This window comes from Ureibacillus massiliensis 4400831 = CIP 108448 = CCUG 49529 (genome assembly GCF_000772965.1).
Lineage (GTDB): Bacteria > Bacillota > Bacilli > Bacillales_A > Planococcaceae > Ureibacillus > Ureibacillus massiliensis.
Genome location: NZ_JPVQ01000012.1, coordinates 44,667 through 62,057, shown reverse-complemented (window position 1 = coordinate 62,057; position 17,391 = coordinate 44,667). Strand labels below are relative to the sequence as shown.

Annotated in this window: 18 protein-coding genes; 13 read left to right on the top strand and 5 right to left on the bottom strand. The window is 34.6% G+C overall.

Annotated features, from left to right (window positions below; genetic code table 11):
- Positions 1–38: 38 nt before the first annotated feature.
- Positions 39–1,196 carry a sporulation protein YhbH gene (gene yhbH / locus CD30_RS08470; protein ID WP_036175255.1) on the bottom strand — a complete coding sequence of 386 codons (1,158 nt, stop codon included), beginning with the start codon at positions 1,194–1,196 and terminating at the stop codon, positions 39–41.
- Positions 1,197–1,511: 315 nt separating this feature from the next.
- Between yhbH and CD30_RS08465 the strand changes: the two genes are divergently transcribed.
- The 8 genes from CD30_RS08465 to ssuE all read left to right on the top strand — a co-directional run bounded on the left by CD30_RS08465 (position 1,512) and on the right by ssuE (position 7,660).
- Positions 1,512–1,772 (top strand): LysR family transcriptional regulator, encoded by a 261-nt coding sequence (locus CD30_RS08465; RefSeq protein ID WP_036175252.1) that lies wholly within the window; start codon positions 1,512–1,514, stop codon positions 1,770–1,772.
- 277 nt (positions 1,773–2,049) lie between these two features.
- Positions 2,050–3,378: an LLM class flavin-dependent oxidoreductase gene (locus CD30_RS08460; protein ID WP_036175249.1), complete on the top strand. Its 1,329-nt coding sequence runs from the start codon at positions 2,050–2,052 to the stop codon at positions 3,376–3,378.
- Positions 3,379–3,457: 79 nt separating this feature from the next.
- Positions 3,458–4,471: an LLM class flavin-dependent oxidoreductase gene (locus CD30_RS08455; protein WP_036175246.1), complete on the top strand. Its 1,014-nt coding sequence runs from the start codon at positions 3,458–3,460 to the stop codon at positions 4,469–4,471.
- 11 nt (positions 4,472–4,482) lie between these two features.
- On the top strand, positions 4,483–4,761 hold the full coding sequence (locus CD30_RS08450; RefSeq protein WP_036175243.1) for a glutaredoxin family protein: 279 nt from the start codon (positions 4,483–4,485) through the stop codon (positions 4,759–4,761).
- Positions 4,758–5,564 (top strand): transporter substrate-binding domain-containing protein, encoded by an 807-nt coding sequence (locus CD30_RS08445; RefSeq protein WP_036175240.1) that lies wholly within the window; start codon positions 4,758–4,760, stop codon positions 5,562–5,564. Before CD30_RS08450 ends, CD30_RS08445 begins: the two co-directional genes overlap by 4 nt.
- Positions 5,565–5,615: 51 nt before the next feature.
- Positions 5,616–6,320: an amino acid ABC transporter permease gene (locus CD30_RS08440; RefSeq protein WP_036175237.1), complete on the top strand. Its 705-nt coding sequence runs from the start codon at positions 5,616–5,618 to the stop codon at positions 6,318–6,320.
- 13 nt (positions 6,321–6,333) lie between these two features.
- Positions 6,334–7,035, top strand: coding sequence for an amino acid ABC transporter permease (locus tag CD30_RS08435; protein ID WP_036175234.1), 702 nt, complete (start codon positions 6,334–6,336; stop codon positions 7,033–7,035).
- A 94-nt stretch (positions 7,036–7,129) separates the two neighbouring features.
- Positions 7,130–7,660 (top strand): NADPH-dependent FMN reductase, encoded by a 531-nt coding sequence (gene ssuE / locus CD30_RS08430; RefSeq protein ID WP_036175230.1) that lies wholly within the window; start codon positions 7,130–7,132, stop codon positions 7,658–7,660.
- Positions 7,661–7,796: 136 nt separating this feature from the next.
- Here ssuE and CD30_RS08425 read toward each other — a convergent pair whose 3' ends face one another.
- Positions 7,797–9,692: a PrkA family serine protein kinase gene (locus CD30_RS08425; protein ID WP_036175352.1), complete on the bottom strand. Its 1,896-nt coding sequence runs from the start codon at positions 9,690–9,692 to the stop codon at positions 7,797–7,799.
- Between the two features lie 274 nt (positions 9,693–9,966).
- On the opposite strand from CD30_RS08425, the gene CD30_RS08420 reads away from it, so the two are divergent.
- The 5 genes from CD30_RS08420 to CD30_RS08400 all read left to right on the top strand — a co-directional run bounded on the left by CD30_RS08420 (position 9,967) and on the right by CD30_RS08400 (position 12,784).
- A complete protein-coding gene (locus CD30_RS08420) occupies positions 9,967–10,188 on the top strand; it encodes a spore coat associated protein CotJA (protein WP_036175227.1) in 222 nt (73 codons plus the stop codon).
- Positions 10,189–10,196: 8 nt separating this feature from the next.
- Positions 10,197–10,448 (top strand): spore coat protein CotJB, encoded by a 252-nt coding sequence (locus CD30_RS08415; protein ID WP_036175350.1) that lies wholly within the window; start codon positions 10,197–10,199, stop codon positions 10,446–10,448.
- Positions 10,449–10,475: 27 nt separating this feature from the next.
- Positions 10,476–11,045: a manganese catalase family protein gene (locus tag CD30_RS08410; RefSeq protein ID WP_036175224.1), complete on the top strand. Its 570-nt coding sequence runs from the start codon at positions 10,476–10,478 to the stop codon at positions 11,043–11,045.
- Between the two features lie 105 nt (positions 11,046–11,150).
- Positions 11,151–11,744, top strand: a complete 594-nt coding sequence (locus CD30_RS08405; RefSeq protein ID WP_036175221.1) for a DUF421 domain-containing protein — start codon at positions 11,151–11,153, stop codon at positions 11,742–11,744.
- 128 nt (positions 11,745–11,872) lie between these two features.
- Positions 11,873–12,784, top strand: coding sequence for a DMT family transporter (locus CD30_RS08400; RefSeq protein WP_036175219.1), 912 nt, complete (start codon positions 11,873–11,875; stop codon positions 12,782–12,784).
- Between the two features lie 41 nt (positions 12,785–12,825).
- Here CD30_RS08400 and CD30_RS08395 read toward each other — a convergent pair whose 3' ends face one another.
- From CD30_RS08395 to CD30_RS08385, 3 genes are all read right to left on the bottom strand, one after another.
- The gene (locus CD30_RS08395) at positions 12,826–15,195 is read right to left on the bottom strand and encodes a polyprenyl synthetase family protein (protein WP_036175216.1); all 2,370 of its coding nucleotides are present in this window, start codon (positions 15,193–15,195) and stop codon (positions 12,826–12,828) included.
- Between the two features lie 138 nt (positions 15,196–15,333).
- Entirely contained in the window at positions 15,334–16,110 is a 777-nt protein-coding gene (locus CD30_RS08390) for a DUF4097 family beta strand repeat-containing protein (RefSeq protein ID WP_036175212.1), read from the bottom strand.
- 223 nt (positions 16,111–16,333) lie between these two features.
- Complete coding sequence (locus CD30_RS08385; RefSeq protein WP_036175209.1) at positions 16,334–17,263, bottom strand: ketopantoate reductase family protein; 930 nt, start codon at positions 17,261–17,263, stop codon at positions 16,334–16,336.
- Positions 17,264–17,391 lie beyond the last annotated feature (128 nt).

Genomic DNA, 17,391 nt, shown 5'->3' with positions numbered 1-17,391 from the left:
TCCCTCCAACTTTAGTTTATAGGGAATTTTCCACCTACTTAAGCTTCCACTTTATTTTGGAAAAATCTTTTTAACGCCTCATACACATCATTTTTTTCCTTCAATATATAGTATCTAAATTTAGGATCATCTATTTTTCTATAAACACTCATTAATGTTGAGTAACGATTATGAGCATTTACTTCACCGTAACCGAACATACTTGAAACCTTCATTAATTCTTTAACTAATTTCAAACATTTTTCGTTATCTGTTGAGAAATTATCACCATCTGAGAAGTGAACAGGATAGATGTTGTAGCGAGACGGATTGTACTTTCCTTGAACCAATTCTAGGGCTTTTGCATATGCTGAGGAGCAGGCAGTACCGCCACTTTCACCTTTTGTAAAAAATTCTTCTTCTGTTACGACTTTCGCTTCTGTATGATGGGCAATGAATTCAATATCAACATACTCATATTTAGTCCTTAGGAATCTTGTCATCCAAAAGAAGAAGCTTCTAGCACAGTACTTTTCAAATGTCCCCATTGAGCCACTTGTATCCATCATCGCTAACACAACAGCCTTAGATTCAGGTCGTATCACTTCATCCCATGTTTTAAATCGAAGGTCATCATTATGGATTGGAGTAATTTTCGCCTCTCCATTCATGGCATTTCTTTTTATCGCCGAAAGGATCGTACGCTTTTTGTCAATATTGCCAATAAGTCCTTTTTTACGAATATCATTAAATTCAATTTTCTCAATAGTAATATTTTCTTTTTCTTTTTCCTGTAAATTTGGAAGCTCAAGCTCATTAAATAAAATGCTTTGTACTTCTTCTAAGCTAACCTCAGCTTCATAGTAATCTTCACCAGCAGAGTCCCCGGCTTTATTCCCCTTACCTGGACCCTTTTCACTTTGACCTCGCTCCCTAGCAACAACATCCCCAACCTTGCTGTCACCTTTTCCTTGACCTACATGCTTGGATTTATCGTAGTTATATCTGATTTTGTATTCATCCAATGAACGAATTGGAATCTTGATGACTTCTCGGCCGTTCGACATGATAATACTCTCTTCACTAACAATGTCTGGCAGATTGTTTTTAATCGCCTCTCTTACCTTTTCCATGTGACGCTGTTGATCCTGGTGCCCTTTACGATGGAGGGACCAATTTTCCTTCGAGATGACAAACTGTTTCTGATTTTCGCTCATTATATCCTCACCCATCTATTTTTTAATTTCATTAAGCGGACAACTCGTCAAAAAGTGCCTAATTTTGTAAATATCAAATGAAAAGCACTTTTTTTATAATATGAGAGTTTTCAGACATATTTCACATAATTTCAAAAAAATATAAAAGTGTAATAGAAAAAGTGCTCTGGAAAGATGGAGTGATGTAAAAAATATATTGAAATGTTAATACAATTGCTCTTCATCTTCGAAGTGTTGATTTACTTTGAAAATTCATATATTATAAACCTTATAGGATAAGTCGGAATTTAACAGTATTGGAATCGAGGGGTAGAAATGAATATTGAACATATCGAGTCGTTTCTTTATGTTGTTAAGTATAAAAGCATTCATAAAGCAGCAAACGCATTATACTTAACACAGCCTACTGTTTCAGCTCGGATTAAATCTTTAGAAGAGTCACTTGGTACAACACTTTTTAATCGAGAAGGTAGAAGTTTAAGTCTAACGGAGAGTGGCAAAGAGTTCATTCCTTTTGCTACTTATATTGTAGAGTCGTTCTATGAAAGTAAAAAATATCTTCATAGAAATGACTGATTTTATTGGGATGTCACACATTGGTGTGGCATTTTTTTTGTTATTGCAAACTGTTTAATTCAAAATTATTATCACTTTACTAATAGAAGTTTTTTATCAATCATTTCAACCTACATTTTCTCTTGCTTTATGGACTGATAGTTTTTTTCTATCATTATCTGTATTGCAATAATTATCTGATAAATGTTACTATTCATAACAATTCCTAGTAAGATAAGTGGTTTTGTATTTATTAAAGCATTTTCCGGTATTACTCAACATTTAAGGAGGAGATCTCATGGTTAAGCAAATTCATTTTGGTGCCATTGTTCACGGTGTCGGAGGTAATATTTCGGGATGGCGTCATCCTGATGTTAAAAAAAATCAAAGTGTAAGCCTTGAGTTTTACACACAGCAAACGCAAAAAGCGGAAGAGGGAAAATTTGATTTAGTATTTATTGCAGATGGTTTATTCATAAATGAAAAATCAATTCCTCATTTTTTAAATCGTTTTGAACCAATTACAATTTTATCTGCACTTAGTGCACGAACAAAAAACATTGGACTTGTGGGAACAATTTCTACCTCGTATAGTGAACCATTCAACGTTGCTCGTCAGTTAGGTTCGCTCGATTTAATTAGTGATGGTCGCGCTGGATGGAATGTTGTCACAACACCGTTAGAGAGCACAGCACTTAATTTTAATAAAACAATCGAAGAGCACCCTAGCCATCCCGTTCGTTACGAAATTGCCGAAGAATACTTAGAAGTAGTAAAAGGTTTGTGGGATTCTTGGGAAAATGATGCATTTACCTTTGATGTTGAAAATGACCAATTCTTTGACCCTTCAAAATTACACGTTCTTAATCATAAAGGAAAATACTTCTCTGTTCGAGGTCCTTTAAATGTTGCTCGTTCAAGACAAGGTCAACCAGTTATTTTCCAAGCCGGTTCATCTGATGCAGGTATTCAGCTTGCAGCTAAAACAGCCGATGCTGTATTCTCAGGTCCAAATTCATTAGAGGATGCTCAAAATTATTATAAGAAGATCAAAACAGCTACCCTTAAAGAAGGACGCAACCCCGATCAACTTCTAAGTTTCCCTGGTATCTCGCCCATTATTGGTGATACAGAAGAAGAAGCTGAACGTAAATATTGGGAAATCGCAAATCTAGTTTCAATCGATAAAGCACTTGCTTATTTAGGTCGTTACTTTGATCACCATGATTTCACTCAATATGATGTAGATGCACCTTTCCCAGAGCTTGGGGATATCGGAGCCAATAGCTTTAGAAGTACGACTGATAACATAAAAAAATACGCCAAAGAAGAAAATTTAACATTGCGTGAAGTGGCATTAAGAGAAGCAACACCTCGTTCATCCTTTATCGGTACACCTGAAAAGATTGCAAATGAAATAATTCGCTGGGTAGATGCAGAAGGGGCAGATGGATTTATTATTGCAACAACAGTCCCAAATACTCTTGATGACTTTGTTGATAAAGTTGTACCAATACTTCAGGCAAAAGGACGTTATCGCAAGGATTATCCAGCAGATACATTACGTGGCAACTTAGGAATTCCATTTGTAGAAAATCGTTATACAAAAGCGAAACAAACCGTTTAATTCTGACCTTAAAACCCAGTATTTTTATCGGAGTACAAGAATAATTGTTAAAAATAAAATTTGGAAGGAAGTAAACCGATTGAACTATCAAATTTCCATATTGGATCAAAGCCCTCTCATTAACGAAGAATCTTATGAATCTGCATTAAAGAATACCGTTGAACTTGCTCAGGAAGCGGAAAAACTTGGCTACCACCGTTTTTTAGTTTCAGAGCATCATAATACTTTGGAAGTGGCAGGCTCCTCACCGGAAGTACTTGTTTCTTATCTACTAGCAAAAACAAAGAGAATTCGAGTTGGTTCCGGTGGTGTTATGCTTCAGCATTACAGTCCATATAAAGTAGCTGAAAACTTCCACGTGCTTGCTAGTTTAGCTGGTGATCGGGTGGACTTAGGAATTGGGAAGGCTCCAGGTGGCCTCCCCCTTTCTACAAAAGCCTTACAATACAAAAAAAATTCAACTGAAAATGATTTTTATGAACGACTTGCCCTAGTGAATCAATTTATAAACAATACTATCCCTAAAGATCATGAATTCGCTGAACTAAAGGCAACTCCACTTCCAAAAGCAAAACCGGAAGTTATATTACTTGGGGCAAGTCAAGGTAGTGCAACTGAAGCTGGCAAACTTGGTATTTCTTTTGCCTATGCTCAATTTTTCAATAGTAATGATAGTGAATTAGTTGAAGCTGTAAAAGCTTATCGTGAATACTCCCCTAATGGACGTTTTATACTCGGTGTAAATGTCATTGCGTCAACAGATGAACAAAAAGCTAAAAATTTCGCCGCAGGTCAAACACTATTTAAAGTAAAGCTTGCAAGTGGGAAAAGACTGACATTAATAACTGAGGAACAAGCAGAGAAATTAGGAAGAGAATCTGGAGAAAGCTACACTATCGAAAGACATGAACCAACTGTAATTAGCGGTACCCCCGCCCAAATTAAAGAGAAGCTTGATGAACTTTATACAACATTTGGAGTAGATGAGTTCATTTATCATACGCCAGTATTAGATACAAAAGCTCGTATTGAATCATTTAATCTAATAAGTCCTGTTAATCTCGAAAAACTAGAGATTTCATTAAAAATTTAGGAGGAAAAAATATGGCAAATCTTAAAATAGTCCTTTGGGCGAAACAAGGATGCTCTTATTGTGGTGAGGTAAAAAGCTATTTAGAAGGAGAAGGAATCGATTATCAAATTATCGATGTTACAGAACATGATGAATTCCGCGATATTTTAGATTTGAAATACGGCATTCGTTACGTACCAGTTGTTGAAATAGGACAAGGCAATACATTTACTGCTGTAACAGAGTTAGGCGTTGAACATTTACAAAATGCCCTTGAAAAAATCAAAAACAAAGGGGTACAAACCATATGAAAAAATTAACTTTTGCTATTACATTGATTGCCGCTCTTCTGTTATCTGCTTGTGGTAGCTCAAGTGAACCAGCGGCAACATCTGCCTCATCAGGAAATGCGGAGAAAGTGGTCATTGGAACAGGATCACAATTTATAAATATCTGTTTCTTTGATGAAAATGGCGAATTAACAGGTTACGATATTGAATTGCTTAAAGAAATCGACAAACGTCTCGAAGAATATGAATTTGAATTTCAAACGATGGAATTTAGCAACCTATTGTTAAGCCTAGAAACAAAGAAAATCGACCTTTTAGCACATAATATGGCAAAAAACGAAGAACGGGAAGAGAAATTTTTATTCAATAAACAGCCATATAATGCGATGCCTCTACATGTTGTCGTTCACGAAGGAAATGAAGAGATTCAATCTATCGATGATATTAACGGGAAAACAGTTGGTGTATCTCCAACGAGCAATGCTTCTATTTTTGTTGAACAATATGTAAAAGAGCATGACTTTGATACAGAAATTTCTTATATTACACAAACGACAGACATGAATAACCAATTAAAAACAGGGAGAATTGACGCTATTTTCAGCTTCCCTTTCGCAGTGGATATTAATAATAATGCTTCTGATGCAGAGCAAAAAATCGTTGGTGACCCCCTTTTATTTACAGACATTTTCTTTATGTTCAATAAAGAAGATGCTAAATTAGCTGATGCTGTAGATAGAGCATTAAAAGAATTAATTGAGGACGGTACTGTAAAAGAATTAAGTACAAAATGGCTGGGTTCTGACTATTCCGTCGAACTATAAATGATAATTTACTCTTATTAAATTAAATATTCGCGGAAAGGAGGCATCGTTATGGGGAATTTCTTTGAACCATCATTAATCTTTGAATCAATTCCTAAGCTATTATCCTACTTGCATATAACTCTTGAGATTTTGGTTTTATCTGTAGGAATCGGTCTATTTCTAGGCATCCTAGTAGCGATGCCTAAGCTTTATCATATTCCCATTTTAAAAGAAATTGTAACGGTTTATATTTCATTTATCCGCGGGACTCCAATTTTAATCCAATTATTTTTAGTGTTTTATGGTTTGCCTGTAGTTGTAGGTTTATTTGGTGTTGATATTACAAGAATGGATCCATTTTATTTCGTAATTATTACGTATACACTTAGTAATACCGCTAATTTTGCAGAGCTTTTCCGTGGAGCCATTACCTCCGTAGATTATGGTCAAACGGAGGCTGCCTATTCGGTCGGGCTGTCACCATGGCAAAACTTTTATCGAATTGTGTTTCCACAGGCATTTCGTGTAGCATTTCCAAACATTGCGAATGCTTCAATCAGTTCTTTAAAAGACACTTCCCTCGCCTTTTCAATCGGCGTCATGGATATGATGGGACGTGGAGAAACGTTAATTACGGCAACTACCCATGCAATTGAAATTTATATTTCCTTAAGCATTATTTATTATGTCATCGTACTTATTTTCGAACATGGCTTTAAATGGATAGAACGTTATTTAAATCGTTACTTGGTAAAAGACGAATATTCGATGTAAAGGAGGACTTATAATGCAACTAGATATTCCATTTATATGGACGGCTTTTACAGAAATTATAAAAGCTCTACCACTAACATTAGTTATTGCCTTTACACCAATTTTAATCGGTCTATTGATTGGCATTGTCGTTGCGTTCCTACGTATGAATCCTGTTAAGATTCTGACTCCTATTGCGAACTTTTATGTATCATTTTATCGGGGAACACCTGTTATTCTTCATATTATGATTATTTATTTTGGGCTACCGATTTTATTCGAATCAATCTTTGGAATTTCATTAAACTTTGTTCCTATTGCAGTGTTCGTTATTATCGCTCTTGCATTGAATGCAGGTGCTTATCTAACTGAAATTATTCGTTCGGGAATATTGAGTGTTTCAAAAGGGCAAATCGATGCTGCGTATTCTGTTGGCATGACATCTCTTGAAGCATTAAGACGTATTGTATTGCCACAAGCATTCGCTGCTACTCTACCAAACTTAACGAATATTTTCATAGCTTTTTTACACGCTACATCCATTGCCTTCCTCGTTTCAGTAAAAGAGCTGACAGGCACTGCTAATATTGTGGCTTCAAGCAATTTGAAATTTTTGGAATCATTCATCGCAGCAGGGATTATTTACTGGGGTATTACAGTAATTATTGAATTTACCGCTCACAGGTTAGAACGAAAAATCACCGCCTACAGTAATACTGGCGTTGCAAGAAGCTAAGAGGCGTTTAATAATTTGATAGGTTTGGGCTTATGTATACAAGCCAGCCGTGTTATAGATGAGTGTTTAGAATAAAGTAGGAAAGGTGATTAACATGAAGGCAATTATTATTAATGGTGGTTATAGCGTTAATTCTCGACTGACAGGCGTTCAGCTTGAAATAGAAAAACTTCTAAATGAAAATGACGTATCTTATGAAAAAATTATCGTGCATCAATTACCTGCACAAGATTTAATTACAGCAAACTTCACAAGTCATATCATTATTGAAAATATAAAACGAGTAGAGAAAGCAGATATTATTATTTTACTAACTCCTGTATTTAAAGGGGCTTATTCTGGGATTCTAAAAACATTTTTAGACTTACTACCTCAAAAAGCGCTTGAAAATAAATCCGTTATTCCAGTAGCCATCGGCGGATCAATTGCACATTTATTATCCCTTGAATATGCATTAAAACCAGTTGTTTCAATTTTAGGTGCAACACATATCACAAATCCTGTGTATATTGTTGATAAACAAGTAACAAAGGATGATGATGTATTCATTGTTGAAAATGAAGTTATCAAACGCTTAGAAACCGTTCTAAAGCAAGCATTTGTTTTAGATGCTATTAGAGCGTAGGTAGTTTAGACTGTCCGAGAAGTGAAAATACAATTCTCCATTTGTTAATTAATAATAAAAAATTGGAAGAGTGCCCTAAAATTTACAGGGCACTCTCTTTTTGAATGTTTTTAAATTATGGTTTCATATATTACTGTTATCGATTTAAAAGGCTACCAACATATCTTAGCAGCTCATTTGCACTTGTTGTGTTATAACCATATTCATCAACAAGAGTAGCAATTACTTCATTGATTTTCTTCAATTGTGATTCATCAGGAGTAGTAGATGACGTAGTAATTTTCACAATATCCTTTAAGTCTGCAAATAGCTTCTTCTGAATCGCTTCTCTTAATCTCTCGTGAGAATTATAATCAAAACGTTGTCCCTTTCTTGCATAGGCTGAAAGACGAATTAATATTTCTTCACGGAAGGCTTTTTTCGCATTTTCAGAAATGCCGATTTGCTCTTCAATGGACCGCATTAATTTTTCATCTGGATTCATCTCTTCACCAGTTAATGGGTCACGAAGTTTGTTCTTATTACAGAAGGCTTCAACATTATCTAAATAATTGTTTAATAAGTGTTTAGCTGATTCTTCATAAGAATAAACAAATGCTTTTTGCACTTCGTTTTTCGCGATTTCATCATACTCTCTTCTTGCGACTGCAATATAATTCATATACTTTTCTCGATCTTCTTGTGTTATAGAAGGATGCTGATCGAGACCGTCTTTTAAAGCACGTAATACGTCCAAAGCATTGATAGATGGTACTTCCTTACGTATAATAGCTGATGAGATTCGATTAATAATATATCGAGGATCAATGCCTTGCATACCTTCATTCGGGAACTCTTTCTTTAACTCCTCAACATCCACTGAATTAAACCCTTCAACATTTTCCCCATCATATAAGCGCATTTTTTTCAGTAGATCAATCCCCTGTTTCTTCGGAACTTCTAGTCTAGTTAATATCGAGAAAATTGCTGCGGCTCGTAATGCATGGGGCGCAATATGAACATGTGCTATATCACTTTCACGAATCATTTTCTCGTAAATTCTTTCTTCCTCACTGACCTTTAGGTTGTATGGAATTGGAATTACAATAATACGAGAATGAAGTGCCTCGTTCTTTTTATTCGATATAAATGAGCGATATTCTGTTTCGTTCGTATGAGCGACAATAAGTTCATCTGCCGATATTAGTGCAAAGCGACCAGCCTTAAAGTTTCCTTCTTGCGTTAATGATAATAAGTGCCATAAAAATTTCTCGTCCAATTTCAGCATTTCTTGGAACTCCATCATACCTCGATTTGCTTTGTTTAATTCCCCGTCAAATCGATATGCACGTGGATCTGATTCTGAACCATACTCTGCAATTGTTGAAAAGTCAATGCTTCCTGTTAAATCGGCGATATCCTGCGATTTCGGATCAGATGGAGTAAATGTACCAATACCGACTCGCTTATCCTCCGAGAAGAATATCCTTTCAATCATGACATCTTCAATGCGACCACCATATTCTTGCTCTAAACGCATTGTATTTAGTGGTGATAAACTTCCTTCAATACGAATTCCATATTCCTTATAGAAATCTTCTCGCAGATGATGCGGTATGAGGTGTAGTGGATCCTCATGCATCGGGCATCCTTTAATAGCATAAACTGCGCCTTCTTCTGACCTTGAAAATTGTTCAAGACCTCTTTTTAGCATTGTTACAATTGTTGATTTACCACCACTCACTGGACCCATTAATAGTAAAATGCGTTTTCTTACATCTAACCTTCTTGCTGCCGGGTGGAAATACTCCTCAACTAAGCGTTCTAGTGCAGATTCTAAACCGAACATTTCCTTATTGAAAAACTTATAGTTCTTTTGTCCATTTTTTTCTTCTACACCAGCACTTTTAATCATATTGTATACGCGGGAGTGAGCTGTTTGTGCAATTTCTGGTTTTTCCTTAACTAGCTCCAAATATTCTGCAAAGGTCCCTTCCCATTTCAGCCTATTTTCTTCTTCACGGAAATTCCGTACCTTATTTAAGATATCGATAATCTTCCCTCCATTCTTCATGGCATGGTTTATAAACATACTATGAAGTTCGCCTGATTATGATACCAATTCATTTTCTAATTACTTGTTGATAATTTTTTATTTTTGTCTATATATAGCGGTTTTAGGGATCTTTTTTTAATATGTTTTTTACCTTCTATCTACAAATTTCAATTTTTTACTAAATTTTTCGAAACCGAAACCGTATTTGTCGAATATACTGATTTCGTTCGACATATATATTGGATGACGCAATAAATGAAGGGAGGATTATATGTTTACGCAATTTAAATACTGGAGACCTTTTGTAAGTCCTTTTGATCCTTGTAAACCAATACTTGTTAAAAGTTATTCAACGCCCCCTCAGCTTTACATTCACTTCCAGCCACCAGGTATGGAACAGTTTCCACCTGCACAAGCCCTTATGCACGGTACATTATGGCCTCAATTATATAGCCCGTATCCTGATCCGAAAAAAGGAGTGGAAAAACCGTGACGAAACAAATGCCTAAAGAGTACTATCAATTACTGGAAGAGCTACAAGCAATTGATTTTGTCCTTGTCGAATTAAATCTCTATTTAAATACTCATCCCCATGATTTAGAGGCAATAAAACAGTTTAATGAAACGGCTCAGCAAAGTATGAGACTTAAAGTAGAATTCGAGAAAAAATTTGGTCCGCTTATGAATTTTGGCAAGAGCTTTTCCAGCTACCCTTGGAATGTAGATGATACACCATGGCCTTGGCAAGTTTAATGAAAAAGTGAGGGGAGTATATAAGTAATGTTCTATTACGAAAAAAAACTTCAATATCCAGTAAGAGTAAGCACGTGTAATCCTATGCTTGCTAAGTTTTTAATCGAACAATACGGTGGAGCTGACGGTGAATTAGCAGCTGCTCTTCGTTATATGAATCAGCGCTATACGATTCCGGATAAGGTTATTGGTCTATTAAATGATATTGCCATGGAAGAATTCTCGCACTTAGAAATGATTGCTACAATGGTTTATAAACTGACAAAAGACGCTACTCCAGATCAGTTAAAAGCAGCAGGTATAGGTGATCATTATGTTAACCATGATCGAGCGTTATTTTATCATAATGCTGCTGGTGTTCCATGGACTGCATCTTATATCCAAGCAAAAGGCGACCCGATAGCTGACCTTTATGAGGACATTGCAGCAGAAGAGAAAGCCCGTGCTACTTATCAATGGATCATTGACATTTCTGACGATCCAGATGTAAATGACGCATTGAAATTTTTACGGGAACGAGAAGTTGTACATTCCCTTCGATTTAGAGAAGCTGTCGAAATCTTAAAGGATGAACAAGGTAAAAAGAAATTTTTCTAATTAATGCGTAAACCCATCTTTTTAATGAAGATGGGCTTTTTTATTAAGTATATTTAAATTTAAACAACAAACAATAGTAATAATTATTTATAAGGAGTTAAAATTATGGATTTTACAATAGTTTGGGAAACTATTTTGATATTTTCTATCGGTACTATTATTTTAAAAATAAGCGGACGAAAATCGATTTCACAAATGACTATCCCTCAAACCGTTATTATGATCGCCATTGGTTCATTGTTAATTCAACCAGTAACAGGGAGAGGTTTGTTTCCAACTTTTATTGTGGCATTTATCCTCGTTTTATGCTTAGTAATAACCGAGTATATTCAATTAAAAAATAATGCTACTGAAACTGCAATTTCAGGTAAAGCTATATCAGTAATCGAAAACGGTCATTTAAATGAAAAAAATTTACACAAACTACGGTTACCTGTTGATCAATTAGAAGCTAGATTGCGTCAAGAAGGAATTATTTCAATAAATGATGTTCAATATGCCACAATTGAAACTAGTGGTCAATTAGGTTATACATTAAAACCGGAAAAACAGCCTGCTACGAAAGAAGATATTCAAAATTTGATACAGCTTATTCAATATGGCAAATTCAATGAAAACCCTTTAAATAATAATAATATTTTTACCGAAACTCTTGATTCACAGAAAAAACAAATGAAGCATCCAAATCATTTACAATAAATAATTCTTTAAAAAAGCACGTTACCAAATGTGCTTTTTTAGTTGAAAAAATAGTATTGATTATTGAATTTTTAAGATATAAGATTAATTGACTGATATTTCTGACACGAGAAAGTTAGGTGGTTCCATTGAATTCAAAAGCGATTATTCTAGCATTAATCACCGTCTTAATTTGGGGCTCAACTTTTGCTGCCATTAGCGTAAGCCTTCAAGGAGGCTACTCAGCAGGACATTTAATCTTAGTTCGATTTCTGATAGCATCCATTATATTTTTGATTATTGCATTCTTACCTAATATTAAGTTCCGTTTACCTACAAAAAGAGATTTATTAAGAATAACCTTTGTTGCACTTGTAGGTATAAGTGGTTATCATCTATGTGTTACTTTTGGTCAAGAAACCGTAAGCGCTGGTACCGCAGGACTGATTATCGGAACTAGCCCTATTTTCACAACACTATTTGCTATTTGGATTTTAAAGGAACGGCTTGGAACAATTGGCTGGATGGGACTTGGCTTTGGTTTTATTGGGATTCTACTTATCTCTATTGGCTCTGGAGATGGTTTAGGCTTTTCACCAGGAGTAGTATTAATCTTAATGGCTGCCATTGCAACATCCCTATTCTTTGTTTATCAAAAGCCATTGTTTGAAAAATATTCCGCTATTGAGTTAACAGCTTACTTTACATGGATTGGTACAATTCCTTTTTTATATTTTGTACCAGGATTGTTCAATGATATCCAAACAGCTACATTAGAAGCAAACCTTACTGCAATCTTTATCGGTATTTTCCCAACTTCTATTGCCTATTTAACATGGTCGATCGCATTATCCTTAGCAAGTGCTAGCTCGATTTCAAGCATACTTTACATAGAACCTGTAATTGCCATCATCGTTGCTTGGGTCTGGATTAATGATTTACCATCTATGCTTTCGATACTTGGGGGAGTCATTGCGATTACAGGTGTATTAATCGTTAACTATTTTGGAAAAAAACAAAGGCTATTAAAAAATCCACAAATAGAACCAAGCACAAAATAAAGAGTACTTTCCAAGGGGAATCCTTGGAAAATACTCTTTTGTTATTTTTCTCTATTTACAATATAGTTTAAAAAATGCTTCAAGAAGGCTGTGTTGCGAGGAATGTTTTCTAGAGATTCCATCGCAATGCAATAGTGATTCCACATTTCCTTTTTCGCTCCATCCATACCTAGTATGGATACAAATGTAGAATTATTGTTTTCTACATCCTTTCCAATCTTCTTACCTAGTAATTTTGTATCCCCTATAACATCTAATAAATCATCTTTTATTTGAAATGCAATACCAGCGTGACGTGCAAATTTTTTAATTGAGTCTTTTTCTTCTTCACTTGCATTAGCTAAAATTGCAGGCATAACTAAGCAAGCTTCAAACCCTAAACCTGTTTTATAAAAACTAATCGTATTTAATTCCTCTAAGGATAGTGATTTACCCTTCGACTGTAAGTCCATCGCCTGCCCTTGACACATTTCCGCAGTCATTCGTGCTGCATACTGAATCAATCGTAAAACCGATTTAGCATCGAAATGGTTCATTGAAGCCTGCTCTTCAAAAGCCTTCTGCGTTAAGAAAAGACCTGATAGTTCTGCAATAGACGTATTATAGATTTCATGTACGGTTGGATTTCCGCGACGTGTTGAGGCGTTATCCTGTGTAGGAAGGTCATCAAAGATTAGAGAAGCGGTATGCATATACTCCAATGATTTTAAAAGAGGCAAAATCGCAGCTTCATTTAAATTATAAACATTGACTCCCATAAACCAAGTCATGATTGGCCGCAATCTTTTCCCACCGACCTTTAAGCTATAATTTGCTGCTTCTATTACAGGCTCGCTATCTAAAGGATTGTTATAATCGATTGTTAAATTTTCATTGATTAACGCTCGAACATTTTCAATCGTATTTATAAATTGTTGTTGCTCTTCCTTATCTTTTCTAAATACTTCCAACATTCGATCTCGAAGAAGCTTATCATAAAAATCAACATCATCTGCCTTTTTTACCATTTTATCGATCAGCTGATAAAGTGGTCTATTTCTTAGTTTGAAAGTATCCATTACATGATGATAGGTTTCATTTCCAACTTTTTCTTTGAATCGCTTTAGTCCATTAATCGCTCGGTCTAATATAACTTCTCGTGTTTTTGAATCTGAGTGATAAACATTTTGAATTAAATTCTCTATAACAACCCAATACAATTCAAAAGGGTTAAATAAATCATTACGAGTCTTATAATATTTCAAATAATAAGTATAAGGCGTCACTGCCCCGTCCTTTTGATCTTGAAACAAATCGGAAAAATCATCTGCAAGTTGATTATAAATTCCATATAGGAATGTTCGTTGATCAAATCCTTCATCTTCTTCAACATTTACAATGGTTCTCGCTATCAATCTAGATGAAGAAGACTTTAAAATAATGGGGATAAATAATTCCTCATTTGTATAACTAGGATTTGATAAACTTTTCTCTCGATCGATTTCCTGGGATTTAAAAAATACATAAGCCTGCTCAAAAAATTTTGATGGCTCCTTTTGATATTGCTTTATGCACATAAAAGCTTCTTTTAGTTCTGAATGAATGTACTGCATGAGACGTTGATTTGTACCTTCCCACACGCCAAAATCAGGAACTTCACCAGTCGTAAGAGTTCTTTCAATTAATTTTGAATATCGCTTCTTCTCATCTGAATTTAATACGTTCGAATCTAATAAATCATCGATGAAAGGGTAGGTTAATCCATAGGAATACCCTAAACGAATAGCATCTTCAAGCCTCTTAACACGTTCTCCTTCAGATAAAGACTCATATGTTTCCTCATTTACATGCATTAAAACTCCTGCGATTATTTTAACCAGTTTTCTTTTCGCATTAAGTCCATCCATTTTTTCTGGCAAATTCTTTTCTACTTCATGGAGCTTTTCAAACAGCCATATAATTGTTGTTTCTATTTTCTCCTTTTGAGCTTTTCGGAACATACCTGAAAGATTAAATAGATCCGTTAATCCATTTTGCTTTTTTTCTGGATTTTTTATTTGTTCGATAAGGTCTTCGACGATATGATGAATACGTTTTTGTGATTGTAAATTATCTAATGTTTTTCCTAAATCACGCAAAAATATATAAGATACACTACGCTCTAAATAACTCTTTAATTTTCCTTTATAATCTAGCCATTTCAAATATTGCTGATAATCGGTGCTATTCGGTTTATTTTGATTTTTACTTGAAAAAATAGAAAGTACCGAAGTATGTACATGATACTTTTTCCATATTCGAATGTCTTCTGTTAAAGATTGGATATAAGACTGGTGTTGAATTTGATGTTGTAGTAAGGAGAAGTATTGGGAAGCCTTTTGTTCTGCCTCTTTATAACACCTGTTCACGTCTATTACAGTTAAATCACTCATTCAATAACTCACCTTTACACTTTATTCTTTCATCAAACCACAAAGATGTTGCTCTATTAATATATTATCATTAACTATTTGTTAAAACGAATGACAAGAACGGCTTAACCAGCATTGCCGGTTAAGCCTCATAATATCTTACTGACGTTGGATATTTATATCCCCATTATCCGTCTCAAGTTTTATTCGATTTTCACCGTTTCCTACCACCGTATCAAAAAATTCAGAGCCGAATACCGAAATATGACCATTATCTGTTTTTAATTCAAAGGATACATTTTCTGGTGCTTCCTTTGTATAGATTATAATTTTTCCATTATCCGCTTCCAAATCCATTGGACTATTTAACGAGTCTTTAACAACTGTAATACTTCCATTGTCTGTTTTCCCAATAATCTTTCCTACTACGTTATTCAATTCCACTTTACCGTTATCTGTTTCAGTATATATATACGTACTTTCTAGTCCATTCACAACAATTTTTCCGTTTTTCGTTTTAATGTTTACTTCTTCAGCCTTGAAGTTTGTCATATTAACCTCACCATTTTTTGTTTCAATTTTAATGGTTTGATAAATCTCCTTCGGAAGATACACATTTAATTCTGGTGTTGACCAATTAAAGTCAAAAGAAAACCAGCTACGCCACCATTTCTTATTTACTTCAATATCCAAAGTGTTCCCTTCCGTCTCAACCTTAACATGTTCATTGCTATTATTAAGCTGAACATACGCTTTATCCTTTGCTTCTATTAAATTAACGGTCGTATTATCCGTATCAATTTCTATATTTTGAAATGATTTTCCTGAGATATTGACTTCCTTATTTCCTTTATTGGAAAAAAGCCCAAAAATAACATTTGCCAAACTCAGTAAAATAAGTAAAGCCAGCAATATTACGATATATCGTTTTTTCAAGTATTTGTCGCTCCTTTGTTTTAATCCTTAATACCATCATAAAGTACTTTGTAAAATAAACTAGAGCCCTCAAATGTATTTTTTACTACGTCTCTGGTCGTATCCATTTCAAATATGCTTGTTTAATAAAGTATATGACTATGAAAGGAAAAATAAAAAAATCGCTTAGTTTTTCAGCGATTTTTTTTGGTAGCAATTATCAATTTGAAATTTATTCTTTTAGTTATGCGATCTGCATCCCTTTTTCATTCGCCTCTTCAACGACACTAATCATATGATACAGGAATTTCGCTATTGGTACATCCACATTATATTTTTCACCTAATTCGATTAATGTGCCTAGGAACATATCCTTTTCTGTTTTTCTTCCCGCTTCCACATCTTGAAGCATTGAGCACTTTCCATTAGGATTATAATTTTTTGAAACTGTTAAAATCTCTTCACAGTCTTCGTCTGTTAAGCAAACGCCAACTGCATTTGATACTTTTTGTACTTCATCTATAATACTTTTTCTAACAAGCTTCATCGAATCTAAATCTTGGAAAAAACCATTTTTTGCACGCATAACAGCTGCTATTGGATTAATGCTCGTATTTATTAAGTACTTCTTCCATATAGCATATTCAATATTTTCCGGGATAGAGTATGGGAGTTTTGCCTCTTCAAACAATTTGGCAATTGCTTTCACTCTTTCTGATATTATATTTTCTTTTTCCCCAAACATAAACTCACCACTATCCAGGGAAACCTTTACTGCATTACCTTTCATCACTGCATTTATTGATGTCAATGAATAAATCATCCTATCTTCGCCGTAGTGTTTTGCAATTATTCCTTCACTACTGATTCCATTTAACAATGACATAATCATTGTATTAGGACCTACTTGATTCTCAATATCAACGATCGCTTGTTCTAGGTGGCCATATTTTACTGCTAAAATGACTAGGTCAGCTTCATCCCCTTTTTCTTCGGGTGAAACAACTGGAAATTTATACGTCTCATCATTAATGACTATTCCACTTTCTAATTTTGATTTTCGTTTTTCATCTGCAATTACGCGAAAACCATTGCCTAGCGCTTTAAATAATCCCGGGGCCACTGAACAACCAATTGCCCCCATGCCAATCATTGAAACCTTCTTTATTTCCATATCATTTTACCTCCTAATCATTTATTCCATCTTTCTTTCTTTTTAATTATACCAAAAAATATATTGTTAGCATAGTTGACATAATTTCGTTATATTTAGTGAAAAAGTATTAAAAATAGCTTGTTTTT